General features: G+C 64.8%; 24 protein-coding genes. 18 read left to right on the top strand and 6 right to left on the bottom strand.

From position 1 onward, the window contains the following. Positions 1 to 80 precede the first annotated feature (80 nt). From argH to CupriaWKF_RS12975, 3 genes are all read right to left on the bottom strand, one after another. Positions 81 to 1,493: an argininosuccinate lyase gene (gene argH, locus CupriaWKF_RS12985; protein WP_276098266.1), complete on the bottom strand. Its 1,413-nt coding sequence runs from the start codon at positions 1,491 to 1,493 to the stop codon at positions 81 to 83. 138 nt (positions 1,494 to 1,631) lie between these two features. Beyond that, entirely contained in the window at positions 1,632 to 2,354 is a 723-nt protein-coding gene (locus tag CupriaWKF_RS12980; protein ID WP_276098265.1) for an anti-sigma factor, read from the bottom strand. Then, positions 2,351 to 2,950, bottom strand: a complete 600-nt coding sequence (locus CupriaWKF_RS12975) for a sigma-70 family RNA polymerase sigma factor (protein ID WP_276098264.1) — start codon at positions 2,948 to 2,950, stop codon at positions 2,351 to 2,353. The genes CupriaWKF_RS12980 and CupriaWKF_RS12975 overlap by 4 nt, the downstream gene beginning before the upstream one ends. A 142-nt stretch (positions 2,951 to 3,092) precedes the next feature. Between CupriaWKF_RS12975 and CupriaWKF_RS12970 the strand changes: the two genes are divergently transcribed. After that, on the top strand, positions 3,093 to 3,707 hold the full coding sequence (locus CupriaWKF_RS12970; protein WP_276100799.1) for a ferritin-like domain-containing protein: 615 nt from the start codon (positions 3,093 to 3,095) through the stop codon (positions 3,705 to 3,707). An 82-nt stretch (positions 3,708 to 3,789) separates the two neighbouring features. Here the strand turns inward: CupriaWKF_RS12970 and ppc are convergent, their stop codons facing one another. After that, positions 3,790 to 6,810 (bottom strand): phosphoenolpyruvate carboxylase, encoded by a 3,021-nt coding sequence (ppc, locus tag CupriaWKF_RS12965; protein WP_276098263.1) that lies wholly within the window; start codon positions 6,808 to 6,810, stop codon positions 3,790 to 3,792. A gap of 72 nt (positions 6,811 to 6,882) precedes the next feature. Between ppc and hemC the strand changes: the two genes are divergently transcribed. Genes hemC through CupriaWKF_RS12950 form a run of 3 tightly spaced genes read left to right on the top strand, consistent with a single transcriptional unit; the run spans position 6,883 to position 11,159 of the window. Beyond that, positions 6,883 to 7,887, top strand: a complete 1,005-nt coding sequence (hemC, locus tag CupriaWKF_RS12960; protein WP_276098262.1) for a hydroxymethylbilane synthase — start codon at positions 6,883 to 6,885, stop codon at positions 7,885 to 7,887. Positions 7,888 to 7,896: 9 nt separating this feature from the next. Beyond that, a complete protein-coding gene (gene hemDX, locus CupriaWKF_RS12955; protein ID WP_276098261.1) occupies positions 7,897 to 9,966 on the top strand; it encodes a fused uroporphyrinogen-III synthase HemD/membrane protein HemX in 2,070 nt (689 codons plus the stop codon). 2 nt (positions 9,967 to 9,968) lie between these two features. Continuing rightward, positions 9,969 to 11,159 (top strand): heme biosynthesis HemY N-terminal domain-containing protein, encoded by a 1,191-nt coding sequence (locus CupriaWKF_RS12950; protein ID WP_276098260.1) that lies wholly within the window; start codon positions 9,969 to 9,971, stop codon positions 11,157 to 11,159. A 34-nt stretch (positions 11,160 to 11,193) separates the two neighbouring features. On the opposite strand, the gene CupriaWKF_RS12945 is transcribed toward CupriaWKF_RS12950, so the two are convergent. After that, positions 11,194 to 12,744, bottom strand: a complete 1,551-nt coding sequence (locus CupriaWKF_RS12945; RefSeq protein WP_276098259.1) for a deoxyribodipyrimidine photo-lyase — start codon at positions 12,742 to 12,744, stop codon at positions 11,194 to 11,196. A gap of 91 nt (positions 12,745 to 12,835) precedes the next feature. Here CupriaWKF_RS12945 and CupriaWKF_RS12940 point away from each other — a divergent pair, with 91 nt between their 5' ends. The 7 genes from CupriaWKF_RS12940 (at position 12,836) to CupriaWKF_RS12910 (ending at position 18,353) form a co-directional block, all read left to right on the top strand. Continuing rightward, complete coding sequence (locus CupriaWKF_RS12940; RefSeq protein ID WP_276098258.1) at positions 12,836 to 13,543, top strand: pseudouridine synthase; 708 nt, start codon at positions 12,836 to 12,838, stop codon at positions 13,541 to 13,543. Between the two features lie 71 nt (positions 13,544 to 13,614). Beyond that, positions 13,615 to 14,190, top strand: a complete 576-nt coding sequence (locus tag CupriaWKF_RS12935; RefSeq protein WP_276098257.1) for a YqgE/AlgH family protein — start codon at positions 13,615 to 13,617, stop codon at positions 14,188 to 14,190. Further along, entirely contained in the window at positions 14,183 to 14,608 is a 426-nt protein-coding gene (gene ruvX, locus CupriaWKF_RS12930) for a Holliday junction resolvase RuvX (RefSeq protein WP_276098256.1), read from the top strand. The genes CupriaWKF_RS12935 and ruvX overlap by 8 nt, the downstream gene beginning before the upstream one ends. Next, on the top strand, positions 14,605 to 15,132 hold the full coding sequence (gene pyrR, locus CupriaWKF_RS12925; RefSeq protein WP_276098255.1) for a bifunctional pyr operon transcriptional regulator/uracil phosphoribosyltransferase PyrR: 528 nt from the start codon (positions 14,605 to 14,607) through the stop codon (positions 15,130 to 15,132). Before ruvX ends, pyrR begins: the two co-directional genes overlap by 4 nt. 72 nt (positions 15,133 to 15,204) lie before the next feature. Further along, entirely contained in the window at positions 15,205 to 16,176 is a 972-nt protein-coding gene (locus tag CupriaWKF_RS12920) for an aspartate carbamoyltransferase catalytic subunit (protein WP_276098254.1), read from the top strand. Positions 16,177 to 16,240: 64 nt separating this feature from the next. Then, entirely contained in the window at positions 16,241 to 17,524 is a 1,284-nt protein-coding gene (locus CupriaWKF_RS12915; RefSeq protein WP_276098253.1) for a dihydroorotase, read from the top strand. A 7-nt stretch (positions 17,525 to 17,531) separates the two neighbouring features. Continuing rightward, positions 17,532 to 18,353: a lysophospholipid acyltransferase family protein gene (locus tag CupriaWKF_RS12910; RefSeq protein WP_276098252.1), complete on the top strand. Its 822-nt coding sequence runs from the start codon at positions 17,532 to 17,534 to the stop codon at positions 18,351 to 18,353. A gap of 39 nt (positions 18,354 to 18,392) precedes the next feature. Here the strand turns inward: CupriaWKF_RS12910 and CupriaWKF_RS12905 are convergent, their stop codons facing one another. Continuing rightward, positions 18,393 to 19,226 carry a symmetrical bis(5'-nucleosyl)-tetraphosphatase gene (locus tag CupriaWKF_RS12905; RefSeq protein WP_276098251.1) on the bottom strand — a complete coding sequence of 278 codons (834 nt, stop codon included), beginning with the start codon at positions 19,224 to 19,226 and terminating at the stop codon, positions 18,393 to 18,395. 246 nt (positions 19,227 to 19,472) lie between these two features. Here CupriaWKF_RS12905 and rfbB point away from each other — a divergent pair, with 246 nt between their 5' ends. Genes rfbB through CupriaWKF_RS12870 form a run of 7 tightly spaced genes read left to right on the top strand, consistent with a single transcriptional unit; the run spans position 19,473 to position 25,924 of the window. Continuing rightward, positions 19,473 to 20,537 carry a dTDP-glucose 4,6-dehydratase gene (rfbB, locus tag CupriaWKF_RS12900; RefSeq protein ID WP_276098250.1) on the top strand — a complete coding sequence of 355 codons (1,065 nt, stop codon included), beginning with the start codon at positions 19,473 to 19,475 and terminating at the stop codon, positions 20,535 to 20,537. After that, positions 20,527 to 21,441: a dTDP-4-dehydrorhamnose reductase gene (gene rfbD / locus CupriaWKF_RS12895; RefSeq protein ID WP_276098249.1), complete on the top strand. Its 915-nt coding sequence runs from the start codon at positions 20,527 to 20,529 to the stop codon at positions 21,439 to 21,441. The genes rfbB and rfbD overlap by 11 nt, the downstream gene beginning before the upstream one ends. Positions 21,442 to 21,452: 11 nt before the next feature. Further along, positions 21,453 to 22,331 carry a glucose-1-phosphate thymidylyltransferase RfbA gene (gene rfbA, locus CupriaWKF_RS12890; protein ID WP_276098248.1) on the top strand — a complete coding sequence of 293 codons (879 nt, stop codon included), beginning with the start codon at positions 21,453 to 21,455 and terminating at the stop codon, positions 22,329 to 22,331. Next, positions 22,328 to 22,885, top strand: a complete 558-nt coding sequence (gene rfbC, locus CupriaWKF_RS12885) for a dTDP-4-dehydrorhamnose 3,5-epimerase (protein WP_276098247.1) — start codon at positions 22,328 to 22,330, stop codon at positions 22,883 to 22,885. Before rfbA ends, rfbC begins: the two co-directional genes overlap by 4 nt. Positions 22,886 to 22,925: 40 nt before the next feature. After that, positions 22,926 to 24,341, top strand: coding sequence for a mannose-1-phosphate guanylyltransferase/mannose-6-phosphate isomerase (locus tag CupriaWKF_RS12880; protein WP_276100798.1), 1,416 nt, complete (start codon positions 22,926 to 22,928; stop codon positions 24,339 to 24,341). A 1-nt stretch (position 24,342) separates the two neighbouring features. Beyond that, the gene (locus tag CupriaWKF_RS12875) at positions 24,343 to 25,164 is read left to right on the top strand and encodes an ABC transporter permease (protein WP_276100797.1); all 822 of its coding nucleotides are present in this window, start codon (positions 24,343 to 24,345) and stop codon (positions 25,162 to 25,164) included. A 4-nt stretch (positions 25,165 to 25,168) separates the two neighbouring features. Further along, entirely contained in the window at positions 25,169 to 25,924 is a 756-nt protein-coding gene (locus CupriaWKF_RS12870; protein WP_276098246.1) for an ABC transporter ATP-binding protein, read from the top strand. The last annotated feature ends 81 nt before the right edge of the window (positions 25,925 to 26,005 follow it).

The following is a 26,005-nucleotide window of genomic DNA, read 5'->3' as shown; positions in this document are numbered from 1 at the left end:
GCAAAAATACGGCGTGCCAAAGAAAAAAGCCACGATGGCCGGGCCATCGTGGCTTTTTCTTGCTTGAGCTTACGCGGAACTTACAGCGCGGCGCGTGCGGCGGCGATGGCGGCGCGCACCTGGTCCGGTGCGGTGCCGCCGATGTGGTTGCGCGCGGCGACCGAGCCTTCGAGCGTCAGCACGCCATGCACGTCGTCACCGATCAGCGCGGCCTTGTCGCCCAGGCCAGACACCTCGCGCAGCTCGGCCACGCTCAGGTCGGCCAGGTCGCACTGGCGGCTGTCGCAGGCGCGCACGGCATGGGCCACGGCTTCGTGCGCGTCGCGGAACGGCAGGCCCTTCTTGACCAGGTAGTCGGCCAGGTCGGTGGCGGTAGCGTAGCCCTGCAGCGCGGCGGCGCGCATCGCCTCCGGCTTGACGGTGATGCCCGGCACCATGTCGGCGAAGATGCGCAGCGTGTCGACCACGGTATCGACCGTATCGAACAGCGGTTCCTTGTCTTCCTGGTTGTCCTTGTTGTACGCGAGCGGCTGGCCCTTCATCAGCGTCAGCAGGCCGATCAGGTGGCCGTTGACGCGGCCGGTCTTGCCACGCGCCAGTTCGGGCACGTCGGGGTTCTTCTTCTGCGGCATGATCGAGCTGCCGGTGCAGAAGCGGTCGGCGATGTCGATGAAGCCGACCCGCGGGCTCATCCACAGCACCAGCTCTTCAGAGAAGCGTGACACGTGGGTCATCACCAGCGCGGCGGCGGCGCAGAATTCGATGGCGAAGTCGCGGTCCGAGACGGCGTCCAGCGAGTTGCGGCACACGCCGTCGAAGCCGAGCTGTTGCGCAACGAATTCGCGGTCGATCGGATAGCTCGTGCCGGCCAGCGCGGCGGCGCCCAGCGGCAGGCGGTTGACGCGCTTGCGGCAATCGGCCATGCGCTCGGCGTCGCGCGTGAACATTTCCACGTAGGCCAGCAGGTGGTGGCCGAACGTGACCGGCTGCGCCACCTGCAGGTGCGTGAAGCCCGGCAGGATGGTGTGGGCGTTCTGGTCGGCCAGGTCCAGCAGCGAGACGCGCAGCGCGCCGAGCAGGGCGATGATGTTGTCGATCTCGCTGCGCAGCCACAGGCGGATGTCGGTCGCGACCTGGTCGTTGCGCGAACGGCCGGTATGCAGTCGCTTGCCGGCGTCGCCCACCAGCGCGGTCAGGCGCGCCTCGATATTCAGGTGGACGTCTTCCAGGTCCAGCTTCCACTCGAAGCCGCCGGCCTCGATTTCGCCCTTGATCTGCGCCATGCCGCGCTCGATCTCGGCGCGGTCGGCTTCGGCGATGATGCCCTGCTTTGCCAGCATGGCCGCATGGGCCAGCGAACCCTGGATGTCGAACAGGGCCAGGCGCTTGTCGAAGAACACCGAGGCGGTGTAGCGCTTCACCAGGTCGGACATCGGTTCGGAGAAGCGGGCGGACCAGGCTTCGCCTTTCTTGGCAAGTTGGGAGGTCGTCATGGACGTCAGGGCTTTGGCTCGCGCGGCGTGCGGCCGGTGCATGACCATGCGGGGCGGGCGCGAGCGGATTTCGGAGAAACGAGGATTATATCGCCCGCGCGGCCCGCGACGGCGGTTGCGGGGCCGGGGCCAGGGGCTTCAGAGCGGGGAGTGGATCAACGGTCCCTTGAATACCACGGGGCCGCTCGGCCCGTCCGGGTTGGGCGATCCGCCCGGCGGCTCCACGCTGACCGCAAGGGCCGGGACGGCAGCGGGGATCTGCGTCAGTGCGAGCCGCGCCGTCTGCCCGCGGCCGATCACGCCCAGCGAGCGGGGCTTGCCACCTTCCGGCAGCGCCCATAACTGAAGCACCTGCTGCCCGGGCAACGTCATGTCGTCAAGCCTGCGTACCAGCAACTGCTGCGCGCCGGCATCCCAGGACACCAGCAGCGCCGGCCGGGATTGTGCATTGTTAAGCACCGCGATGACCGTGGTCTCGCCAGGCTGTCGTTGTGTCATCAGCCAGCCGATGCCGACGGCCAGCACGGCGACGGTGGCCATGGCGGCCGCGGCGCCGCGCCAGAATGCCGGCGCCGACCACAGCTTCTGCCACCACGACGGTCCCGGCGCCGCGGACGAAGGCGCGGGCTTCCAGCCGAGCCGCTGCTCGATACCGCACCAGACCGCCTCCACCGGCCCGGCGGCGGGCTGCAGCTCGGCCATGCCGGACAGCCTGACCTGCCAGTGGCCGATCGCCGCGCGCACCGCCGGTTCCTCGCGCGCGAGCTGCTCCATGCGGCGCCGGGCGCCGCCGCGCAACACGCCCAGCGCGTACTGGGCCGCCATGCGGTCAAGCAGGTCGGGGTGCCGGGTCAGCCTCATGGCGCGCCCTCCAGGCAGGTGCGCAGGTGCTCCAGGCCGCGGCGGATCCAGGACTTGACGGTCCCAAGCGGCGTGCGCAGCCGCTGCGCCAGTTCGGCGTGACTCAGGTCATGCAGGTAGGCCAGCACGATGGCCTGGCGTTGCGCCTGCTCCAGGCGCTGCAGGCAGCGGTTCAGTGCGCGCGCCTGCTGGCTCGCCAGCGCGAGTTCGGCTGGGCCCGCGGCATCGTCGGCCAGCCATTCTCCCAGTTCATCGTCGAGTTCCACCGTCTGCGGCAGGCGCGCGGCGGCCGCGCGGCGCAGGCAGTCCAGCGCGCGGTTGCGAACAATGGTGGTCATCCAGGTCATCGGCGCGGCCAGGTGCGGCCGGTAGTCGACGGCGTGGTGCCAGATGCTGACAAAGCTTTCCTGCACGACATCCTCCGCCCAGTCACGCCTGCCAGTGATACGCAGCGCAAGGCCGAACAGTTTCGCCGAAGTCTGCTCGTAGAGCGCGCGCAGCGCCTGGCGGTCGCCGAGCGCCACCGCCTGCAGCCACGCCGCAAGCTGGTCGTTGTCGGCCGGCGGGGCAAAGGACGGTTCCGGGGAAGCAGACACGCGGCGGTTCCAGGGCGAAGGCTTTGCCCGATTATAGGCAGCGCCGGTGCATCCGATTGTCCGGTGCCTGCGTAAAAGGGTCAGGCGAGCCGCACAGCGGACGCTGCCCCTTGATGCCATACAGGAGAACACCATGGAACGCATGCCCACGCCAGACCGCCGGCTGGTCCAACCCGCGGACGTTGCCATCGTTACCTTGCCCGACGAGCGCCGGCGCGGCCTGCTCAAGGTGCCGGGCCTGTTCGCGCTCGGCTCGCTGGCCGTGCTGAGCCTGGGCGAGTCGATGCCGGCCTGGGCCCAGACACAGTCGGGCAGCACGAAGGACGACATCAATATCCTCAACGTCGCGCTCGGACTGGAGTACCAGGCCATCGCGGCCTACCAGGTCGGGGCGGAAAGCGGGCTGCTGCAGAAGCCCGTGCTCGATACGGCGGTGAAGTTCCAGACCCACCACAAGGCCCATGCGCAGGTGCTGGCCGGCACGGTATCGAAGCTCGGAGGGTCGCCGGTGATGGCGAAGAAGCCGTCGGAGTATGCATTTCCGACCGGACAGCTCAAGACGCAGGCGGACGTGCTGCGCTTCGCGGCGGGGCTGGAGAAGGGCGCCACCGCGGCTTATCTCGGCGTGCTGCCGAATTTCTACAACCGTGACCTGACCAAGGCAGCGGGCAGCATCCTCGGCGACGAGGCCATGCATTGGGCGGTGCTGCTGCATGCGCTGGGGGAAGACCCGGTGCCGGGCGCGTTTGTGGGCTGAGCCAGGCTATAGTCGCCAGATGGACAAACGCCCGGACGACATATCGTCCGGGCGTTCTGTGACGCAATGGCTCAGTTGGCGATCAACCCGTATTGCGCAGCCCCGCCGCTACCCCGTTGATAGTCAGGTGGATACCGCGGCGAACGCGGATATCGTCCCCGTCCTTGCCCGAGCGATAGCGCTTGAGCAACTCGACCTGCAAGTGGTTGAGCGGATCCAGGTAGGCGAAGCGGTTCTTGATCGAGCGTGCCAGCAGCGGGTTGTCGGACAGCCGCTCCTGGTGGCCCGTGATCAGCGCCAGCATCTCGCTGGTCAGGTGCCATTCCTTGCTGATGCGCGCGAACACGTTCTTGCGCAAGGCCGCGTCGTCACAAAGCTGCGCATAGCGCGAGGCCACGGCCAGGTCGGTCTTGGCCAGCACCATGTCCATATTGGACAGCAGCGTGGAGAAGAACGGCCAGGTCTTGACCATCTTGCGCAGCGTGGCTACCGCGGCCTTGCGCGCCTTTTCGTCGGGCGCGGTGTCCAGCAGCGACTTGACCGCGCTGCCGAAACCATACCAGCCCGGCAGCAGCAGGCGGCACTGGCCCCACGAGAAGCCCCACGGAATCGCGCGCAGATCCTCGATGCGGCGGTTCTTCTTGTCCATCAGCTTGCGCGAGGCCGGGCGCGATCCCAGGTTCAGGTCCGCGATCTCGATGATCGGCGTGGTGGCGAAGAAGTAGTCCTTGAAGCCCGGGGTTTCATACACCAGGTTGCGGTAGGCGCCGAAGGCGCGGTCCGACAACTGCTGCATGATGCCCTCGAACGTGCTCAGCTCCTTCGGCGCGTTCTGCTGCGGCAGCAGCGACGCTTCCAGCGTCGCGGCGATCACCGTTTCCAGGTTGCGCCGGCCGATCTCGGCATTGGCGAACTTGCTGTTGATGATCTCGCCCTGCTCGGTCAGGCGGATCTGCCCGTTCACCGTGCCCGGCGGCTGCGACAGGATGGCCTGGTAGGTCGGGCCGCCGCCGCGGCCAACCGTGCCGCCGCGGCCGTGGAACAGGCGCAGCTTGACCTTGCGCTGCTCGAACAGCTGCACCAGCGCCAGCTCGGCCTTGTACAGCTCCCAGTTCGAGGTCAGGAAGCCGCCGTCCTTGTTCGAATCGGAGTAGCCCAGCATCACTTCCTGCTCGACGCCGTGGTGCTCGATCACCGAGTCGAAGCCCGGCAGGTCCAACAGCGACTGCATGATGCCGGCGGCGTTCTGCAAGTCCTCGATGGTTTCGAACAGCGGAATGACCATCAGCTCCATGCGGGCCGGGTCGGTCTTGCTGCCCAGCGTGCCCTGCAGCATGCCGGATTCCTTCTGCAGCAGCATGACCTCGACCAGGTCGGACAGCGTTTCCGTGTGCGAGATGATGTAGTTGCGCGCGACCCGCTTGCCGTAGCGCGCGCGCAGTTCGCGTGCCGTTGCCAGGATCGCCAGTTCGTTGCGGGTCTGTTCCGAGTACTCGTGCCAGGGCAGCGTCAGCAGGCGCGGCTGGCGCAGTTCGGCCAGCAGCAGTTCGAGCTTGCGCGATTCCGGCAGCGCGGCGTAGTCCTTCTCGACGCCAGCGGCGGCGAACAGCTCGGCCACCACCGCTTCATGTACGTCGGAGACCTGGCGCATGTCGACCGATGCCAGGTGGAAGCCGAACACGGCAATCGCGCGTACCAGTGCATCGATGCGCGTGCTGGCCAGCGCCCGGCCGTGGTGCGCGCGCAGCGAGTCGATCACCACCTGCACGTCGGCGGCGAAGGCTTCGGCGCTGCTGTAGGGTTCGGCGTCGGCCACCGGATGGCGCGGCGCGCCGTGGCCGGTCAGCACCTTGCTGGTCGCGGCCAGGCGCGCGTAGATGCCGATCAGCGCGCGGCGGTAGGGCTCGTCGGCGCGATGCGCCGAATGGTCGGGCGAGGCCTCGGCCAGCGAGAGCAGCTCGGGGCTGGCGTCGACCATCAGCGACGACATCGACAGCTCGGCGCCGAGCGCATGCACTTCATCCAGATACCAGCCCAGGATCATCTGCGACTGCTGGGTGGCGGCGTGATCCAGTGTTTCCGCCGTGACGTTCGGATTGCCGTCGCGGTCGCCGCCGATCCACGAACCCATCTGCATGAACGGCGCGAGCGGCGCCGGTTCGGCCGCACCGCCCTTGGTCTTGCGCGAGGCCGGGAAGATCGCGGCGATGTCCTCTTCCAGTTCGCTCATCAGCTGCGGGATGCCGTGCAGGAAGGTGGTGCGGTAGTAGGACAGCGCGTTGTCGATCTCGTCCGCGACGGTCAGGCGCGCGTCGCGCAGCATGCGAGTCTGCCACAGCGTGGTGACCTTGGCGCGCAGCTGCGCGGTGTTGTGGTCGCGCTCGCGCGCGGTCATCGGCAGGTCGCGCTCGGCCAGCAGGCGCGCGATCTCGCGCTCGGCGTCAAGAATGCTCTTGCGCTGGACTTCGGTCGGGTGCGCGGTCAGCACCGGCACGATCAGCGCCTCGTCCAGGAACTTGCGCAGCTGCTTGCCGGTGACGCCGGCGGCGTCGATCTTTTCCAGCGCGTGCTGCAGGCTGCCGTCCTGCGGCGGCGAGCCAGCCAGCGCATGGATGCGGCGACGGCGGTTGTGGTGCTGGTCCTCGGCGATATTGGCCAGGTGCGAGAAATAGCTGAACGCGCGCACGACCTGGTTGGTCTGGTCGCGCGACAGGCGCTTGAGCAGGCGGTCCAGCTCGGCGCCGGCGGCGCGGTCGTTCTCGCGGCGGAAACGCACGGCGGTCTGGCGGATGGTCTCGACCACCTCGAAGGCGGCGTCGCCTTCCTGCTCGCGCAGGCATTCGCCCAGCAGGCGGCCCAGGAAGCGGATGTCCTCGCGCAGGGGCAGGTCCTTGTCGGCGGCGGAGCGGCGGGCGGGGCTGGGGTTCATGGCACCGTTGGCGGGCACGACCATCAGGTTGGCCTTTGAAATCCGCTTGGTACCGGTGGCCTTGGAAGCGGTCTTACGGGTGGGGGCGCCGTTTGCGTCACTCTGGCCTGAGGCCTGGGAGGGGACTTCTCGATTGGCCATGCGTCGGCCGGGGCGCGCAGCGTGCTGCGTCATGCAATCTCCTCTTGCTCTACTTCTGGTCCAATGGTGCGGAGCGGCGATTGGGTCGCGTGCTAACATTGACGAATGCAAGCACCCGCCTCTCCGACTTCTTCTAACGCCGTGTCCAGCAGCCTTCCACACAAGCTCGTCATTGCCTCCCGCGAGAGCCGTCTGGCCATGTGGCAGGCGGAACATGTGCGTGCTGCGCTGCAACAATACTATCCCGCGTGCGATGTGTCCATTCTGGGCATGACCACGCGCGGAGACCAGATTCTAGACCGGACTTTGTCGAAAGTCGGTGGAAAGGGTTTGTTTGTCAAAGAGCTGGAATTCGCCATGGCGGAAGGCCGGGCCGACCTGGCGGTGCATTCGCTCAAGGATGTGCCGATGGAGCTGCCCGAAGGCTTTACCCTGACGGCGGTGATGGAGCGTGAAGATCCGCGCGATGCGCTGGTATCGTCGGCGTTCGCTTCGCTCGACGACATGCCGGCGGGCACCGTGGTGGGCACATCGAGCCTGCGCCGCGAAGCCGCGTTGCGGGCACGCTACCCGCACCTGGTCATCAAGCCGCTGCGCGGCAACCTGGATACCCGGCTGGGCAAGCTCGATCGCGGCGAGTATGGCGCGATCATCCTGGCCGCGGCAGGTCTCAAGCGCCTGGGCCTGGGCGACCGCATCCGCGCGCTGATCGCGCCGGAGGCCTCGCTGCCGGCGGCAGGGCAGGGCGCGCTCGGCATCGAGATCCTTTCGACGCGCCCGGACGTCGCCGGATGGCTGGCGCCGCTGAACCATGCTCCGACCGCGCTTGCGGTAACGGCTGAACGGGCCGTGTCGCGCAGGCTGGGCGGATCCTGTCAGGTGCCGTTGGCGGCGCATGCGCGCTGGGACGGCGACCAGTTGCGACTCGACGCCTTCGTGGCGATGCCCGATGGCACGCGCCAGACGCGCGCCATGGCGGTCGGTCCCGCGCCCGACGCCGCGGCGGCCGAAGCGCTCGGCGAAGCCGTTGCACGCGACCTGCTGTCGCAGGGTGCGGCAGATATCCTCGCCGCGCTGGCCGAAACGCCTGATCCCCAAGCTCCTGCCTGAGGCCGGCCCATGCCCCGCCCGACTGTCGTTGTCACACGACCCGCCGGGCAGTCCCGGCAACTGACCGAGGCCCTCCAGGCCGCCGGCCTGGATGTGCTGGGCTTTCCGCTGCTGGCCATTGGCCCCGCTGCGGATGACGCGCCGCTACGCGCCGCGCTGGCGCGCCTGGGCGAGTTCGCGCTGGTGGTCTTTGTCAGTCCCAATGCGATCCAGTACGCGCTCGATGCACTGGCGTCGGTGCAGGGCAATGCCATGGCCCAGTGGCCGTCAGGCGTGCCGGTGGCCGTGGTTGGCCCCGCGAGTGTCACGGCCCTCGCCGAGCGAGGCATTACCGCGCCTGATCATCGCGTGATCGCGCCCGCCGGCGCCGGCTGCAACGCTACGAACGGTGTCGCCGCCGGCGAAGAGGCACGTTTCGATTCCGAGGCCCTCTGGGCGCAGCTGGACCCCGCCGCGCTGCGGGGGCGCGCCGTCCTGATCGTGCGCGGCAACGGTGGCCGCGACTGGCTGGGCGATCGCATGCGGGAAGCCGGTGCCGAGGTCACGGCAGTCGAGGCCTACCAGCGCAACTTGCCGGAACCCAGCGCCATGCAATGGCAGGCCGTGCGCGACGGCCTGGGCGCGGGCGCTGCCCCGCAGGCCTGGCTGCTGACCAGCTCGGAAGCCGTGCGCAACCTCGATACGCTGGCGCGACAGAACCTGTCGCCGCAGGAACTGGCCACCCTGAAACAGGTGCAGTGCATCGCGCCGCATGCGAGAATCGCCGAACAGGCGGAGGCGCTCGGCTTTACGCGCATCCTGCGTGCGGCGCCGGGCGACGCCGGGCTGCTTGCGGCGTGCAAGCAGTGGGCGGATGCCTATGCCGGACCGGTGCCTGCGAGCACCGTGGCTCCCGCGGTCACCGTGGCACCGCCGGCGCCACGGCCGGAGTCGCCGCCCGTGCAGCCGCCTGCCATGACAAACAGGGTCGAACGCGTGACGCAAGAATCTACGTCCTCCTCAACCACCATTCCGCCCGCCGCGGCTTCAGACGGGCCAGCGCCGCCGTTCACCGGGCCGCGCCCCAACGCCGCATTGTGGGTGCTCGTGGCAGTCCTGGTACTGGCGACCGCCGGCGGCTTCTGGTGGCTGCAGCAGCGGGTCGACCACCTGACCGAGGAGCTGGCGCGGCGGCAGCAGAGCAACGATGCGCTGGTGCAGGAAACCCGCGTGTTGTCGCGCAATGCGCAGGACACGGTCAAGGAACTGCAGGCCAAGGTTGGCGGGCTTGACGGCCAGGTCAGCGAAACCCGCGACAAGCAAGCCGCGCTCGAACAGGTCTATCAGGACCTGATGCGCAACCGCGACGACTGGGAGCTCGCCGAGATCCAGCAGCTGCTGACCAATGCCGGTCAGCAGCTCCAGCTGACGGGCAACGTGCAGGTCGCGCTGGCGGCGCTGCAGAGCGCCGACGCGCGCCTGGCCCGTACCGACAAGCCGCAGTACAACCTGCTTCGCCGCGCGCTTGCACGCGATATCGCGCGCATGAAGGCGGTCCCTGATACCGACCTGACCGGTGCCGCGATCAAGCTGGACGAGGCCATCAACCAGATCGATTCGCTGCCGCTGCTGTCGAGCGAACGCATGCTTGAACGCACTGAAGCAGGAGACCGCCAGGAAGCAAGCCGTGGTGCGGCCAAGGGTGCGAAGGCATCGGCGCCGGCAACCGGCGGCACCGGCAACTGGTTCACGCGGTTCTGGGACTACATGCGCGAGGAACTGGCGCAGGTCATCCGCATTCGCAAGGTTGATGACGCCGAAGCCTTGCTGCTGTCGGGCGACCAGGGCTGGTTCCTGCGCGAGAACGTCAAGCTGCGCCTGCTCAATGCGCGGCTGGCGCTGTTGTCGCGCAACGAGCCGGTCTTCCGCAATGACCTGGCCGCGGCGCAGGCCATGATCGGCCGTTACTTCGACGCCAAATCGCGGCGCGTGCAGACCGTGCTGACCTTGCTCAAGCAGGCGCAGGCCGGCGCGGTGACGGTGCAGCTGCCGACCATGGCGGAAAGCCTGGGCGCACTGCATGCGCTGAAGAAGGAGTAAGCATGCGCCTTCTGTTCTGGGTAGCCGTCCTGTTCGGTGGCGCCGTCGGACTGGCGCTGTTCACGCAGTTCAACCACAGCAATGTGGTGCTGTTCTATCCGCCGTACCGGGTCGAGCTGTCGCTGAACCTTGCGCTGGCATTGCTGCTGCTGGTGTTCTTCGTGGTGTGGACGGTCCTGTCCACGGTGCGCCATCTTTCCGAGATGCCGCGCCGCGCCGCCGCCTATCGCGAGCGCAGCCGCATGAACAAGGCCCAGGCGGCGTTGCGCGAATCGATCGAGAACCTGTTCGCCGGCCGCTTCGCCCGCGCCGAACGCGCGGCACGCGAAGCGCAGTCGTGGGAGGCGCAGGCACAGACGGCGGCGCTGGTTGGCGCCCGCGCCGCACACCGCATGCAGGAAACCGAGCGCCGCGACGCCTGGATGGCGCAGGTCACCGATCCCGAGCGTGAGCAGGCCCGGCTGGTATCGATGGCGGAACTGCTGGTCGACGCGCGCGATGCCGACGGCGCGCTGGAAACCATCGCGCAATTGCAGGCACAAGGCGCGCGCCAGATCCACGTGCAGCGCATTGCGCTGCGCGCGCACCAGCACCTGAAGAACTGGTCCGAGGTTCTGCGCCTGGCCCGTTCGCTCGAAAAACGCAACGCGCTGCATCCGGTGCTTGCGCTGCGGCTCAAGCAGATGGCCTGCGAGGCCATGCTGGAAGAGCGGCGCCACGATGCCGAGGCGCTGTCTGCTTTCTGGCGCACGCTCTCGGCCGACGAGCGGCGCGCCGCGCGCATCGCCGAGCCGGCGGCGCGCTACTTTGCCGCGCTCGGCCGGCAGGATGAGGCGCGCCGCATCATCGAGGACGCGCTCAAGGTCAACTGGGACAGCCGCCTGGTGCTGCGCTACGCGGACTGCGCCAAGGCCGGCCAGGCATTACCGCAAATCCAGCAGGCGGAAAAATGGATCAGCGAGCATCCGGCGGACGCCGATCTCTACTACACGCTTGGCGTGCTTTGCCTCGGTGAGCACCTTTGGGGCAAGGCACAATCGAGCTTTGAACGTGCGTTGAAGTATGCGGACCGGGAGCAGCAGACCCGCCTGCGCGTGCGCACTCACCTGGCGCTCGCACGCCTGTTCGAAGAGACCGAGCGCCCCGAAGAGGCGCAGCGCCACTACCGCGAAAGCGCAATGCTGGCCGCTTGAGGCCGGGATGCGGAGGCCCACGGGCTTCCGCGCATCATTCCTTTGCGGCGTTCATCTTGCCAGCCGCCGCCTTCACTACCGCATAGCGCTCAAGCGTTTCCTTGCGCGCCACGTCGTGCTGCACCAGCGGGCGCGGGTAGTTCGCGCCAAGGCGCACGCCCGCGGCCGCGAGCACGTCGTCCGGTGCGGTCCACGGCGCATGCACGTACTTGTCCGGCAGCGCGGCCAGTTGCGGCAGGTACTTGCGGATAAAGCGGCCCTGCGGATCGAACTTCTCGGACTGAGTGACCGGGTTGAAGATGCGGAACCACGGCTGCGCATCGCATCCCGTTGAAGCAGCCCACTGCCAGCCGCCATTGTTGGCTGCAAGGTCAAAGTCGTTGAGCTGCTCGGCGAAATACTGCTCGCCGCGGCGCCAGTCCACGCCCAGGTCCTTGACCAGGAAGCTGGCTGCCACCATGCGCAGCCGGTTGTGCATGTAGCCGCTTTGCCGGATCTGCAGCATCGCGGCATCGACCAGCGGATAGCCCGTGGCGGCATCGCGCCATGCCTCGAAGTAGCGTTCGGCAGTTGCGCCGTCGCGCCAGCGGATGGTGTCGTAGGCGGGGTGGAAGGCTGCCCCCGCAGCCACATGCGGATGATGGTGCAGGATCATGAAGTAGAAGTCCCGCCAGATCAGTTCCGACAACCAGGTGGCCGCACCGGCGCTGGCCGCGCCACCGCGCAGCGCTGCCTCGTGTGCTGTGCGGGCGAGTGTGCGGATCGATACCGTGCCGAACCGCAGGTGCACGGACAGGTAGCTCGGCCCGCGCAGCGCGGGGAAATCGCGCCGGCGGGCATAGCTGCCCATGCGTGACGTGAATTCCTCCAGTAATGCCTGACCGCCGGAACTGCCCGTCGGCATGGCAATGTCCGGGAGGTTGCTCGGGGCAAAACCAAGGGCTCCCAGCGATGGCAGCGCAGCCTGCCCGCTTTCGGGTGGTGGCGCCAGCGCATCGAGATACGGCTCGATCGGGTAGGGTCTCAGGTCGAACGGCTGGACCGTCCTGAGCCAGGCATTCTTGTAGGGCGTGAATACGGCGAACGGCTTGCCCTGGCCGGTCAGGATCTCATCGCGCTCGAAGATCACCTGATCCTTGAAGGTGAAGAAAGCGCGCGAGTCTGCCGCCAGCGCCTCGCGTACCGCAGCGTCGCGCGCATTGGCGGCCGGTTCATAGTCGTGGTTGGCGAATACAGCCTGTGCATCCAGCCCGCGGGCCAGTGCGGGGATCGCGCTGGCGGCGGCATCATGCAGCATGATCAGGCCGCCGCCGGCCGCGCGCAGCGTGGCGTCCAGCTCCGCCAGCGATCCGCGGATGAAATCGACACGGCGGTCCGCTCGCAGGCCGCGGGCCAGCAGGGGACCCAGGATATCGCGGTCGAACACGAACACACACCACACCCGGACGCAATGCTTGAGGGCATAATGCAGCGCCGCGTGGTCGGTGGCCCGCAGGTCGCGCCGGAACCACACGAGGCCGCGGCCGAACCGGCGGCCGATCTGGTACGGCGGACGAACTGTGCCCGATGTGTCTGCGACGCGCATGGTGCCCGAAGGAAGGAATTTCCGGGCGATACCCTACCATAGCGATACAGCGCCACGGCTGCGCAATCCTTTCATTGACGATTCCATTTCCATGACCCTCGATCGCATCCTTCAATCCCAGGGCTTCGGCACGCGCCGCTACTGTGGCGACCTGATCGCCGCCGGACTGGTGGAGGTCAACGGCGAGCTCTGCGAAGACCCGCGAGCCCAGTTCGAGGTCGACGGCCTGCAACTGACTGTCGATGGCGAAGCGTGGGTGGCCTGCACCAAGGCCTACCTGATGCTGAACAAGCCAGCCGGCTACGAATGCTCGCAACGACCTCGCCACCATCCGAGCGTCTACAACCTGCTGCCGGTGCCGCTGCGCCAGCGCGAAGTCCAGGCCGTGGGAAGGCTGGATCACGACACCACCGGCCTGCTGCTGCTGACCGACGATGGCCAGTTCATCCATGCGCACACTTCGCCCAAGCGCAAGGTGCCCAAGGTGTACGAGGTCACGACGGCGGAGCCGGTCACGCCGGAACAGGCGCAAGCGCTGCGGGATGGCGTGCAACTCGACGACGAACCGGCGCCGATCGCCGCAGAAGCCTGCGAAATTACCGGCGAACGTAGCCTGAGGCTGACCTTGCTGCAGGGCAAGTATCACCAGGTCAAGCGCATGGTGGTGGCGGCCGGCAACCACGTGACAGCCCTGCACCGCAGCGCCTTGGGCGGCTTGCAGCTTGATCCCGCGCTTCCGGAAGGGGAATGGCGCTGGCTGACGCCGGCGGACCTGGCGGCCTTGACCAGCAAAGAATGAGCGGATGCTGCGCTGCAGCGTCGTCCAATTCTTTTCAGGAAGCCCTCCGGCGATTTGATAAAATGCCAGTTATGGCCAAGCCCGAAGCACCTCCCATCAATCTGACCAATCAGTTCCTGATTGCCATGCCAGGCATGGCTGATCCGACCTTTTCGGGCTCCGTCGTCTACCTTTGCGAACACAATGAGCGCGGCGCGCTCGGGCTGGTGATCAACCGCCCGATCGATATCGACATGGCCACGCTCTTCGACAAGATCGACCTCAAGCTGGAAATTCAGCCGGTGGCCCATCAGCCGGTCTATTTCGGCGGCCCGGTGCAGACCGAGCGCGGTTTTGTGCTGCATGACCCGGTAGGCATCTACGTGTCGTCTCTGGCAGTACCTGGCGGGCTGGAGATGACCACTTCGAAGGACGTCCTCGAGGCCGTGGCCAACGGTAGCGGCCCGCATCGTTTCCTGCTGACGCTGGGTTACTCCGGCTGGGGCGCAGGCCAGTTGGAAGAAGAGCTTTCCCGCAACGGCTGGCTCACGGTCCAGGCTGATCCCGAAATCATCTTCAGCGTGCCTCCCGAAGAACGATTTGCGGCAGCCATCCGCCTGCTGGGCATCGACATCACCATGCTTTCCGGCGAGGCAGGGCATGCCTGACGGCGTGGGGCGCGAACTGCCCCGCGACGGCACGGTCCTGGCATTCGACTACGGCGAAAAAAAGATCGGCGTTGCCCTGGGCAATTTCGTCACGCGCCACGCCACCGCACTGACCATTCTTCCGAACCTGTCTGTCGAAGGCCGCTTTCAGGCGGTGGGCGAGTTGATCCGTGAGTGGACCCCCGTGCAGCTGATTGTTGGCATGCCGGTCAACCCCGAAGGCGGCGAGCAGCCTTCCATGCGGCTTGCGCGCCGCTTCGGCAACCAGCTCAACGGGCGCTTCAGCCTGCCGGTGGAGTGGGTGGACGAACGCTATTCCTCGCGCATGGCTGCCATGGCCGGCGCGCGCCGCGGCGAACTCGATGCCGAAGCCGCGCGCATCATCCTGCAACAGTATTTCGACCAGCTTCCGCTATGACCCGACATACCAATCCCGACGCCGAGACGCTCTACCGCGCCTTGCTCGACCAGGCCCAGGCGCTGATCCCGCAAGCCGAGCGCGCGCAGTGGTCCGTGGCCGGCATCCACTCCGGCGGTGCCTGGATTGCGCAACGGCTGGCGGCGGACCTGAGCCTGCCTGATCACGGCGTCATCAACGTGGCGTTCCATCGCGACGACTATGCCAAGAAGGGCCTGCACAGCCAGGCGCAGCCGAGCACGCTGCCGTTCGACGTGCAGGACCGCAAGATCCTGCTGATCGATGACGTGCTCGCCACCGGCCGCACCATCCGGGCGGCAGTCAATGAATTGTTCGACTATGGCCGTCCGGCGCGCGTGGCGCTGGGCGTGCTGGTGGACCGCGGCGGCCGCGAGCTGCCGATTGCGGCGGACCTGGTCGCGCTGCAGACCGAGCTGCCGCGCGAGGCCACGCTCGTGCTGTCGCGCCAGGGCGAGGGCGCGCAGGCGACCTTTGCTTTCTCCACCGAATCCTCGGCCGGTTGAACCGGCCAATTTTTCGTCCACCGGCCCCGAGACCAGACCACTTCCCTGATTTTTGCCCGCGCCTGACCACCCATGACCAAGACGTTCCGCAACCCGCAGCTGACCAAGAACGGCGAACTGAAGCATCTGCTGTCGATCGAGGGATTGTCGCGTGACATGATCACGCACATCCTGGACACCGCCAGCCAGTTCGTGTCGCTGTCCGATTCCGACCGCGATGTGAAGAAGGTGCCGCTGCTGCGCGGCAAGAGCGTGTTCAACCTGTTCTTCGAGAACTCCACGCGCACGCGCACCACCTTTGAGATCGCCGCCAAGCGGCTGTCGGCGGACGTGCTGAACCTGAACATCAACGCCTCGTCGACGAGCAAGGGCGAGTCGCTGCTCGATACGATCAACAACCTGTCGGCCATGTCAGCCGATATGTTCGTGGTCCGCCACGCCAGTTCCGGCGCGCCGTACCTGATCGCCGAGCACGTGGCCCCGCACGTGCACGTGATCAACGCCGGCGATGGCCGCCATGCGCACCCGACGCAAGGCCTGCTGGACATGTACACGATCCGGCATTTCAAGAAGGACTTCACGCAGTTGCGCGTAGCGATCGTCGGCGACATCCTGCACTCCCGCGTGGCGCGTTCGGATATCCACGCGCTCACCACGCTGGGCGTGCCGGAAGTGCGCGCGATCGGGCCGCGCACGCTGCTGCCGTCGGCCCTGGAGCAGATGGGGGTGCGCGTCTTCCACAACATGGAAGAAGGCCTCAAGGGCGTGGACGTGGTGATCATGCTGCGCCTGCAGAACGAGCGCATGAGCGGCGCACTGCTGCCGTCGGCACAGGAATACTTCAAGGCCTTCGGCCTCACGCCGGAACGCCTGGCGCTGGCCAAGCCCGACGCCATCGTGATGCACCCGGGGCCGATGAACCGCGGCGTGGAGATCGACTCCGCGGTGGCGGATGGCCCCCAATCGGTGATCCTGAACCAGGTAACGTTCGGCATTGCCGTGCGCATGGCGGTGATGGGGATCGTGGCAGGAAACAGTGACTGACCGCACGATGCCGATTTCGAGCCAGAACATCCTGAACACGCCAAGCGACACGACAAGCCAAGCTATGAAGATTCACATCCAGGGCGGCCGCCTGATCGACCCGGCCGCGAACCTCGACGCCCAGCAGGACCTCTACATCGCCGCCGGCAAGATTGTCGGCGTGGGTAGCGCGCCGGCGGATTTCACCGCCAACAAGACCATCGATGCCCGCGGCCTGATCGTGTGCCCGGGTCTGGTCGACCTGTCGGCCCGGCTGCGCGAGCCCGGCTCCGAACACAGGGCCACGCTCGAATCCGAAGTGGCCGCCGCGGCCGCCGGTGGCGTGACCAGCCTGCTCTGCCCGCCTGATACCGACCCTGTGCTCGACGAGCCCGGCCTCGTGGAGATGCTCAAGTTCCGTGCCCGTACGCTGAACCAGACCCACGTCTACCCGCTTGGCGCGTTGACTCAGGGCCTGAAGGGTGAAGTGCTGACCGAGATGAACCAGCTGACCGAAGCCGGCTGCATCGGCTTCAGCCAGGCCGAGGAGCCGGTGCGCAACACGCAAGTGCTGCTGCGCGCGCTGCAATATGCGCAGACCTTCGGCTTCACCGTGTGGCTGCGCCCGGAAGATCCGTTCCTCGGCGGCGGCGTGGCCGCGAGCGGCGCGGTGGCGTCGCGCCTGGGGCTGTCGGGCGTGTCCGTGATCGCCGAGACGGTGCGCCTGCATACCATCTTCGAACTGATCCGCTCCACCGGCGCCCGCGTCCATCTTTGCCGCCTGTCGTCGGCGGCGGGCCTGGAACTGATGCGCCAGGCCAAGCGCGAAGGCCTGCCGGTCACGTGCGACGTCAATATCCACCATGTCTCGCTGACCGACGTCGACATCGGCTATTTCAACGCGCAGATGCGCTTTTCGCCACCGCTGCGCAGCACGCGCGACCGCGATGCCATCGTCGCCGCGCTCGCCGACGGCACCATCGACGCGCTGTGCTCGGACCACACGCCGGTGGACGACGATGAAAAGCTGCTGCCGTTCGCCGAAGCCACGCCGGGCGCGATCGGCCTGGAACTGCTGCTGCCACTGACGCTGCGCTGGGCTGCCGAGCACAAGGTGCCGCTGCAGGCGGCACTGGCGCGCATCACCTCCGAGCCTGCACGCGTGGCTGGTCTGAAGGCAGGTACGCTGGCTTTGGGCGCGGTCGCCGATATCTGCGTATTCGATCCGAAGGCAGTCTGGAAGGTCGACCGCCAGTCCATCAAGAGCCAGGGCAAGAACTCGCCATGGCTCGGCTACGAGATGGAGGGCAGGGTGCGCATGACGGTGGTCGGCGGCCAGGTCGTCCACGGCAACCACAACCAGCACTGACACGCGCATGATCTGGCTGCGCAAGGCGGCGCTGGTGCTGCACCTGGTGCGGGGGTTGCTGACCTGCGCGGTGTTGTTCCCATGGCTGGGCGCACGGTCGCGTGAATGGCACATCCGGCGCTGGTCGCGCCGGCTGCTGCGGATCTGCGGGATCGAGCTCGAAATCGCCGGTGAAATGCCGGCGCACGGCGGTTGCCAGGGAGCGCTCGTGGTTTCCAACCACGTCTCGTGGCTGGATATCTACGTCATCCACAGCTGGCGGCCGGTGCGCTTTGTCGCCAAGTCGGAGATACGGAGCTGGCCGGTCATTGGCTGGCTGTGCGAGAAGACCGGGACGCTGTTCATCGAACGTGCGCGCAAGCGCGACGCCCATCGCGTGCTGCATGACATTACCGACGTCATGCTGCAGGGTGACTTGGTGGGCGTATTTCCCGAAGGCACGACCACGGACGGCAGTGATGTGCTGCCGTTCCACGCTAACCTGATGCAGGCGCCGATCTCGGGCGGGGTGCCAGTTTTGCCGCTCGGACTCAGCTATATGGACGCCGCGACCGGCAAGCCCACGCTGGCCCCGGCCTATATTGGCGACCTGAGTCTGCTCGACTGCCTCAATGCCGTCTTGCGCGCGCCGCGCATCAAGGCTCGGCTGTCGATCGGGCCGATGCTCCATCCCAAGTCCGACAGCCGCCGCGAACTGGCGGGCGCCGCGCGGGAAGTGGTCGTTCACCTAGCCCGGGGCGCACATGAGGCGGCGGCAGCTGCCGCGGTCCAGCGCAGTCAATCGGGTACGGAGACCGCCGACGTGCAGGCATCGACTGCCACGACCTGAGCCAGGCTGTCGTCCCCGCCGTGGCGGGGTACGGCGGGATCAGGCTAACGGGTCACAATATTGGGGGCACTCCACCTGGACCACCGTCCGCGCGGCGGGATCCGGGGCGAGCCGCGCGGCGGTCAGCTTGCCGCCCCAGACGCAGCCGGTATCCAGCGCCATCAGGTTTGAGCGCATCACCAGGCCGAGTGTCGACCAATGCCCGCAAACGACGGTGACGTTCTCCGTGAGGCGGCCCGGCACGTCGAACCACGGCATGAAACCGGCGGGAGCATTGCCCAGCCCTTCCTTGGTCTTGAAGTCCATCACGCCGTCGGCTGTGCAATAGCGCAGCCGGGTCAGGGCGTTGATGACCACCCGGTGACGCTCGACGCCCCGCAGGCCGTTGTGCCAGCGGTCGGCGGCATTGCCGAAGATGTCGGCAAGAAAGCCTTGCCAGTTGGGGCCTTGCAGTTGTTCTTCGACTTCGTGGCCCAGGTCGATGACTTGCTCTGCGGTCCATTGGGGGAGTACGCCGGCATGGACTAGCAGGAAATCGTCCTCGAGAAGGGCAAGGGGACGGTGGCGCAGCCAGGTGAGCAAGTCCTCATGGTCGGGGGCAGTCAGGAGGTCCTGAAAGGTGTCGGACTTGCCGTTCTTGCGGACGCCTGCGGCTGCCGCCAAGGCGTGGATGTCGTGGTTGCCTAGGACAGTTTCGGCGCGCGCACCGAGTGCGCGGACGGTGCGCAGGGTCTGGAGGGAGGCGGGGCCGCGGTTGATGAGGTCACCGACAAGGCGGAGGCCGCTGTCTTTGGGAAGCTTGGCGAGGAGTTGGTCGAAGGAGCCGGAGCAGCCTTGGAGGTCGCCGATGGCGAATGATGATGTATAAGGCACTTTATGCTTGTGTCCGCGGAGCAGAAGAAAAAAATCGTCGCTATTTGTAGAGAAGTGACCGGCAATCTGCCGAATCGTTACAACAGGCTACAAAAAGACTCCGGCTATCGGCCGGTGAGCCCATACAGTCGGATAGAATACCGCGACTTCTGCAGGTACTTAACGCCCCGCCGTCCCCCACGAGGACAAGGTGGGCGCTCGGCATTTGTCGGGTAATCGGAACATATCGAGAGCAGGGAGCTAGTTTTGTCGCATATTTTGGTCACAGGGGGTGCCGGTTTCATTGGTGCCAACTTCGTTCTGGCATGGCTGCAGGATAAGGCCGCCGACGGCGTCGTCAACGTCGACAAGCTGACGTATGCGGGCAACCGCAAGACGCTGGCGTCGCTCGAAGATGACACTCGTCACGTTTTTTCGCAGACGGATATCTGCGACCGCGCCGCGCTGGACAAGCTGTTCGCTACCTACAAGCCGCGCGCAGTGGTTCACTTTGCGGCCGAAAGTCACGTTGACCGCTCCATCCACGGCCCTGGCGAATTCATCCAGACCAACATCGTTGGCACGTTCACCCTGCTGGAGGCCGCTCGCGCCTACTGGGGGGCGCTGGATGAGCCGGCCAAGTCTGCGTTCCGCTTCCTCCACGTCTCTACGGACGAAGTGTTCGGCTCGCTGAGCGAGACCGATCCTCAATTCTCGGAGACCACTCCGTACGCGCCCAACAGCCCGTACTCGGCCTCCAAGGCCGCCTCGGACCACCTGGTCCGCGCCTACCATCACACCTACGGCCTGCCGGTTGTGACGACGAACTGCTCGAACAACTACGGGCCGTATCATTTCCCGGAGAAGCTGATCCCGCTGATCATCGCCAATGCGCTGGGCGGAAAGCCGCTGCCGGTGTATGGCGATGGCCTAAACGTGCGTGACTGGCTCTATGTGGGCGATCACTGCTCGGCTATCCGTGAGGTGCTGGCTCGCGGCCGACTCGGCGAAACTTATAACGTCGGTGGCTGGAACGAGAAGACCAACCTCGATGTCGTACACACGCTCTGCGATTTGCTGGATGAACTCAAGCCCAAGACTGCGGGCTCCTATCGCGACCAGATCACCTTCGTGAAGGATCGTCCGGGACACGATCGTCGCTACGCGATCGATGCCCGCAAGCTGGAACGCGAATTGGGTTGGAAGCCGGCTGAAACATTTGAGACGGGGCTGCGCAAGACAGTGCAGTGGTATCTCGACAACCAGGCATGGGTGCAGGACGTGATGTCTGGTGAATACCGGAACTGGGTGGCAAAGCAATATGCAGCGTAATCCGGTGGTGCCGACTCTTCTCGTCACGGGTTGCAACGGGCAAGTGGGATTCGAGTTGCGCCGCAGCCTGGCGCCGCTCGGCAACGTGGTGGCACTGGATCGCGCGGCCTGCGACTTGACCCGCGCCGATGAATTGCGCCGCGTCGTGCGTGAATATCGCCCCGATGTGATCGTCAATCCCGCAGCATATACCGCTGTGGACAAGGCGGAAACCGAGACTGAACTTGCTTTTGCCATCAATGGCACAGCAGCCGGCGTCCTGGCTGAAGAGGCCAAGGCGCTGGGCAGTCTGCTGGTGCACTATTCGACCGACTACGTTTTCGACGGCACCAAGGACGGCGCTTACGTCGAAACCGATGCCGTCAATCCGCAATCCGTCTACGGCAAGAGCAAGCTGGCTGGCGAGCAGGCCATTGCTGCCACGGGCGCGCAGGCTTTGGTGCTGCGTACTTGCTGGGTGGCGGGTGCCCATGGTGGCAACTTTGCCAAGACCATGTTGCGCCTGGGCAAGGAACGCGACAGCTTGCGGGTCATTGCCGACCAGTTTGGCGTACCGACTACGGCATCTCTCATTGCTGACGTCACCGCACAGATCGTGGCTCGTCACTGGTTGGCCGGGGATCGTCAGGCCTTTGCGAGCGGCGTCTACCACTTGGCCGCAGCAGGCGAAACGACTTGGCACGCCTACGCCACGGAAGTGCTTCGCTACGCGAAAGCACGCGGTGTGGAACTCAAGGCCGATCCCGAACAAATCGAAGCTATTCCTGCTACGGCCTATCCGCTGCCGGCACCGCGTCCGTCCAATTCGCGACTGGACACCACGCGACTGCGGGAAACTTTCGGCATTCATCTACCGGACTGGAAGCAGGGTGTGCATTTCCTGCTGGATCAGATCCTTCCGTAAAAGTGGTCAATATGCGCAAAGGCATCATCCTGGCCGGGGGTTCCGGCACGCGGCTCTATCCCATCACGCGGTCTGTTTCCAAGCAGCTGCTGCCGGTTTATGACAAGCCGATGATTTACTACCCGCTTTCCACGCTAATGCTGGCGGGGATTCGGGACATTTTGATTATCTCCACGCCGGAAGATACGCCACGCTTTTCCGACATGCTGGGGGACGGAAGCAAGTGGGGCATCAATCTGCAGTATGCCGTGCAGCCGTCACCGGACGGCTTGGCGCAGGCGTTCATCATCGGTCGCGAATTCATCGGCAATGATCCATCGACGCTGATTCTTGGCGACAACATTTTTCATGGGCACGACCTCGTCAGTCAGCTTGCCCGCGCGACGGAACAGTCGAGAGGCGCCACGGTTTTTGCCTATCACGTTCAGGATCCTGAGCGTTACGGTGTTGTTGAGTTTGATGAAAAATTCCGAGCGCTGTCCCTGGAAGAGAAGCCGGTGAAGCCGCGTTCCAATTACGCGGTGACCGGACTCTACTTTTACGACAACCAGGTTTGCGATATCGCGGCGGACATCAAGCCGTCGCCGCGTGGCGAGCTGGAAATCACTGACGTCAACAAGCGCTATCTGGAGATGGCGCGGTTGGACGTGGAAATCATGGGCCGGGGGTATGCATGGCTGGATACCGGGACGCATGAGTCGTTGCTGGAGGCGGCTAGCTTTATCGCAACACTGCAGCACCGGCAGGGGCTTATGGTTGCCTGCCCGGAAGAAATTGCGTTCCGAAGTAAGTGGATCAGCGCCGAGGAGGTTGAAGCATTGGCCACCCCGCTGTCGAAAAATGGCTACGGCAAGTACCTGCAGCAAATCATCTCGGAGTCCATCAAATGAGTCTGAACGTCATTCGCACCGCGATTCCGGACGTTATGATTATCGAGCCCAAGGTGTTCGGTGACGACCGCGGGTTTTTTTTCGAGAGCTTCAACGCTCGCCAGTTCGAGGAAGCGACTGGTGTGCAGCGGACATTCGTGCAGGACAACCATTCGCGTTCAGCGCGGGGCGTTTTGCGAGGTCTGCATTATCAAATTAAGAACCCGCAAGGTAAGCTCGTGCGCGTGGTGGCTGGTGAGGTCTTTGATGTCGCCGTAGATATCCGCAGGCGATCCCCGACATTTGGCAAATGGGTGGGCGTCACACTTTCCGCCGAGAATAAGCGCCAATTGTGGGTGCCTGAGGGATTTGCCCATGGTTTTGTCGTGACTTCGGATTACGCGGAGTTTCTGTACAAGACTACCGACTACTGGTATCAGGAGTTCGAGCGCAGCATTGTGTGGAATGATCCGACATTATCGATTGAATGGCCAGTAGCCGATCCGATGCTGGCGGCGAAGGATGCCGCCGGCCAGCATTTCGACGCGGCGGAAGTTTACGAAGGCGCAGTTTGAGTTTGCCCTCTTTCAGCCTGACGTTGGTAGCGAGGAAGATGTGAGTCTGATCCCAATCATTCTGAGCGGTGGCGCTGGTTCCCGGCTCTGGCCGGTATCGCGCGAACACCACCCGAAGCCTTTTATCCGGCTCGCGGATGGGCAGAGTCTGCTGCAGAAGGCTTATCTTCGGGCGGCGGGCTTACCGGAGGTCGCGCATGTCATCACGGTGACCAATCGCGAACTTTTCTTCAAGACAGTCGACGAGTATAGGGAAGTCAGCATCGATGGTGTTCGCACGTCGTTTCTGCTGGAGCCCACTGGGCGCAATACCGCAGCTGCGATTGCCGTAACGGCGCGGCATGTAGCCGATACTTTCGGTGACGACCAAGTCCTGCTTGTGTTGGCCGCCGATCACCTAGTCGCCGATCAAGCAGCATTCGCTGATGCTGTTGAACGTGCCGAAGTGCTTGCGCGCGATGGTCAGATCGTCACCTTCGGGATCCAGCCGGATTCGCCAGAAACCGGCTTTGGCTACATCGAGGCAGATGATACAAAGGTCATGCGTTTCGTGGAGAAGCCAACGCTGGAAAAAGCTCAGGAATATCTTGCTTCGGGGCGATTCCTGTGGAACTCCGGCATGTTCTGTTTTACGGCCGGCAGCATCCTCCGCGAGCTATATCAGCACCGGCCGGACATTCTCGCCGCCGCTACCGAATGCATAGAACGGTCGCATGTCGCAGCCGGCCCCGAGTGGACCCAAATCGACTTGGATGCCGTCGCCTTTCGTGCGGTACCGGAGGAGTCGCTGGACTACGCCGTAATGGAAAAATGTGAGCGTGCCTCGGTGGTGCCTTGCAGCATTGGATGGAGCGATATTGGCTCATGGAAGGCGCTTGGCGACCTTCAGAAGGCCGACGCGCGTGGAAACCGGATCGACGGAGACGTGGTCATGTACGACGTCGAAAATTGTTTCGTGATGAGTCGTGAGCGCCTGGTTGGTGCGGTAGGTGTCGAGAATCTCGTTGTGGTCGATACGCCGGACGCGTTGCTGATCGCTCACAAGGATCGCACGCAGGATGTAAAGCACATCTACGGTGAACTGAAAAAACGCGACCACGATGCCTACAAGCTGCATCGCACCGTGCGCCGACCTTGGGGCGCCTACACTGTGCTCGAAGAAGGTCCGCGTTTCAAGATCAAGCGGATCGAGGTGAAGCCAGGTGCGAGCCTGAGCCTGCAAATGCATCACCACCGCAGCGAACACTGGATCGTGGTGCGAGGCACTGCGAAAGTGGTCAACGGCGAGAAATCGTTTCTGGTCGCCACGGATGAATCAACCTATATCCCCGCGGGACACAAGCACCGCCTGGAGAACCCGGGTGTTGTCGATCTCATCATGATCGAAGTGCAAAGCGGAGACTACCTCGGGGAGGACGACATCGTCCGCTTCGAGGACGTGTATGGACGTATCTGATATGGATATAGCAGTAGCTGGACGCTCGGAGAAGTATCTCGCGGAGCATGCTGGGAACGACGACCTGATCGTAGGCATTCGTTCGGCGCGGATCTGGGGAACCCTGGGCTGGCATGACATCAAGCAGCGGTATCGACGCTCGGTCATCGGGCCATTCTGGTTCACGCTCAGCACGGCAATCATGGTCTTGGTACTCGGGGCGCTGTATTCAACGCTGCTGCACCAGGAAATTCGCGACTATCTTCCATACTTGGCCGTTGGATTGGTGGTTTGGCAGTTCATCGGTGCCGTCGCCAACGAAGGCTGCTTGTCGTTCATTGGGGCGGCGTATCTGATCAAACAAGTTCGGATTCCGCTGACCATTCATGTCTGCCGGATCGCCTGGCGCAATTTCGCGATCTTGTTGCATAGCTTGCCGGTCGTGGTGATCGTGCTGATTGCGTTTGGTCACTGGCCGACTTGGGAATTCCTGTTGGTGCCGCTGGCTCTCGCGCTGTTGTTACTGCACGGCATCTGGTTTGGGGTTGCGCTCGGTGTTTTGTGTGCTCGGTTCCGCGATATTCCCCCGATTATTGGCAATCTGATTCAGGTGGTGTTTTTCTTCACGCCGGTGATGTGGTCACCGGAGATTCTGAAAGAGCGCAGTTGGGTGGCGGAGTACAACCCGCTGTACCACCTGATCGAAACGGTTCGTGCACCGATCACCGGGCGCCCCGTCCATTGGGAGTCATGGGCATGGTCAATCGGTCTGCTGGTGTTTGGTTTTGCGGTCGCACAGTTGCTGATGCGCCGTTATCGCAACCGTGTTCCTTACTGGCTTTGACACCGTGAGTTCATATATCAGTGCCCGGGAAATCTCGGTTTCGTTTCCCATCTACGAAAACTCGCATCGTTCACTCAAGAAGACCGTGTTGAACCTCACGACCGGAGGCCGGATCGGTCGGGATGCGGGCAATCACGCGGTAGTAACAGCGCTGGATCAACTGAGTTTTCGCTTTGGTGACGGCGAGCGAATAGCTTTGGTTGGTCACAATGGCTCTGGCAAGACCACGCTGTTGCGCACCCTGTCTGGAGTCTACGCGCCCGTGAGCGGTGTGCTGGAAACACAAGGCAAAATTGCCTCGCTGCTCGACGTGTCGATGGGGCTAGACCCTGATGCAACAGGCTTCGAAAACATTTATCTTCGCGGCATTCTTGATGGCCTGAAGCCCGCAAAGATCCGCAGCAAGATCGATGAGATTGCCGATTTCAGCGAGTTGGATGAATACCTGAACTTGCCGGTGCGGACGTATTCGAGCGGCATGATGCTGCGCCTTGCGTTCGCCATATCGACGAGTGTCGAGGCTGACATCCTGATCATGGATGAATGGTTGAGTGTCGGTGATGCCGCTTTTGCCGAGAAGGCTGAGAAGCGGCTCGCGGCGCTGGTTGACAATGCATCGATTCTCGTCGTTGCCTCACATGATCCGAACATGGTGCAGCGGATTTGCACTCGGCGCATCGAGATGCAGCATGGCAGGATCGTATCCGATACCCCGATTGTTTCCGCTAAGGTAGAAGTGACGGCGCAGGAGGCGGTCTGACGTCCAGACGGACGGCCAGGACCGGCGAACCCGCGGCGATGTTGCTGACCACGGAACAGCAGAGTTGAATGACATGACTGA

Origin of the sequence: Cupriavidus sp. WKF15, assembly GCF_029278605.1 — a bacterium.
In the GTDB taxonomy this organism is placed as follows: domain Bacteria; phylum Pseudomonadota; class Gammaproteobacteria; order Burkholderiales; family Burkholderiaceae; genus Cupriavidus.
The sequence above is the reverse complement of the archived record's forward strand: the minus strand, read 5'-3'. Positions and strand labels throughout refer to the sequence as shown.

Excerpts from the sequence above, each read along its gene's own strand:
- argH (WP_276098266.1), bottom strand. The coding sequence starts at position 1,493 with ATGACGACCTCCCAACTTGCCAAGAAAGGCGAAGCCTGGTCCGCCCGC.
- CupriaWKF_RS12980 (WP_276098265.1), bottom strand. The coding sequence starts at position 2,354 with ATGAGGCTGACCCGGCACCCCGACCTGCTTGACCGCATGGCGGCCCAG.
- CupriaWKF_RS12970 (WP_276100799.1), top strand. The coding sequence starts at position 3,093 with ATGCCCACGCCAGACCGCCGGCTGGTCCAACCCGCGGACGTTGCCATC.
- ppc (WP_276098263.1), bottom strand. The coding sequence starts at position 6,810 with ATGACGCAGCACGCTGCGCGCCCCGGCCGACGCATGGCCAATCGAGAA.
- hemC (WP_276098262.1), top strand. The coding sequence starts at position 6,883 with ATGCAAGCACCCGCCTCTCCGACTTCTTCTAACGCCGTGTCCAGCAGC.
- hemDX (WP_276098261.1), top strand. The coding sequence starts at position 7,897 with ATGCCCCGCCCGACTGTCGTTGTCACACGACCCGCCGGGCAGTCCCGG.
- CupriaWKF_RS12950 (WP_276098260.1), top strand. The coding sequence starts at position 9,969 with ATGCGCCTTCTGTTCTGGGTAGCCGTCCTGTTCGGTGGCGCCGTCGGA.
- CupriaWKF_RS12945 (WP_276098259.1), bottom strand. The coding sequence starts at position 12,744 with ATGCGCGTCGCAGACACATCGGGCACAGTTCGTCCGCCGTACCAGATC.
- CupriaWKF_RS12940 (WP_276098258.1), top strand. The coding sequence starts at position 12,836 with ATGACCCTCGATCGCATCCTTCAATCCCAGGGCTTCGGCACGCGCCGC.
- CupriaWKF_RS12935 (WP_276098257.1), top strand. The coding sequence starts at position 13,615 with ATGGCCAAGCCCGAAGCACCTCCCATCAATCTGACCAATCAGTTCCTG.
- ruvX (WP_276098256.1), top strand. The coding sequence starts at position 14,183 with ATGCCTGACGGCGTGGGGCGCGAACTGCCCCGCGACGGCACGGTCCTG.
- pyrR (WP_276098255.1), top strand. The coding sequence starts at position 14,605 with ATGACCCGACATACCAATCCCGACGCCGAGACGCTCTACCGCGCCTTG.
- CupriaWKF_RS12920 (WP_276098254.1), top strand. The coding sequence starts at position 15,205 with ATGACCAAGACGTTCCGCAACCCGCAGCTGACCAAGAACGGCGAACTG.
- CupriaWKF_RS12915 (WP_276098253.1), top strand. The coding sequence starts at position 16,241 with ATGAAGATTCACATCCAGGGCGGCCGCCTGATCGACCCGGCCGCGAAC.
- CupriaWKF_RS12910 (WP_276098252.1), top strand. The coding sequence starts at position 17,532 with ATGATCTGGCTGCGCAAGGCGGCGCTGGTGCTGCACCTGGTGCGGGGG.
- rfbD (WP_276098249.1), top strand. The coding sequence starts at position 20,527 with ATGCAGCGTAATCCGGTGGTGCCGACTCTTCTCGTCACGGGTTGCAAC.
- rfbA (WP_276098248.1), top strand. The coding sequence starts at position 21,453 with ATGCGCAAAGGCATCATCCTGGCCGGGGGTTCCGGCACGCGGCTCTAT.
- rfbC (WP_276098247.1), top strand. The coding sequence starts at position 22,328 with ATGAGTCTGAACGTCATTCGCACCGCGATTCCGGACGTTATGATTATC.
- CupriaWKF_RS12875 (WP_276100797.1), top strand. The coding sequence starts at position 24,343 with ATGGATATAGCAGTAGCTGGACGCTCGGAGAAGTATCTCGCGGAGCAT.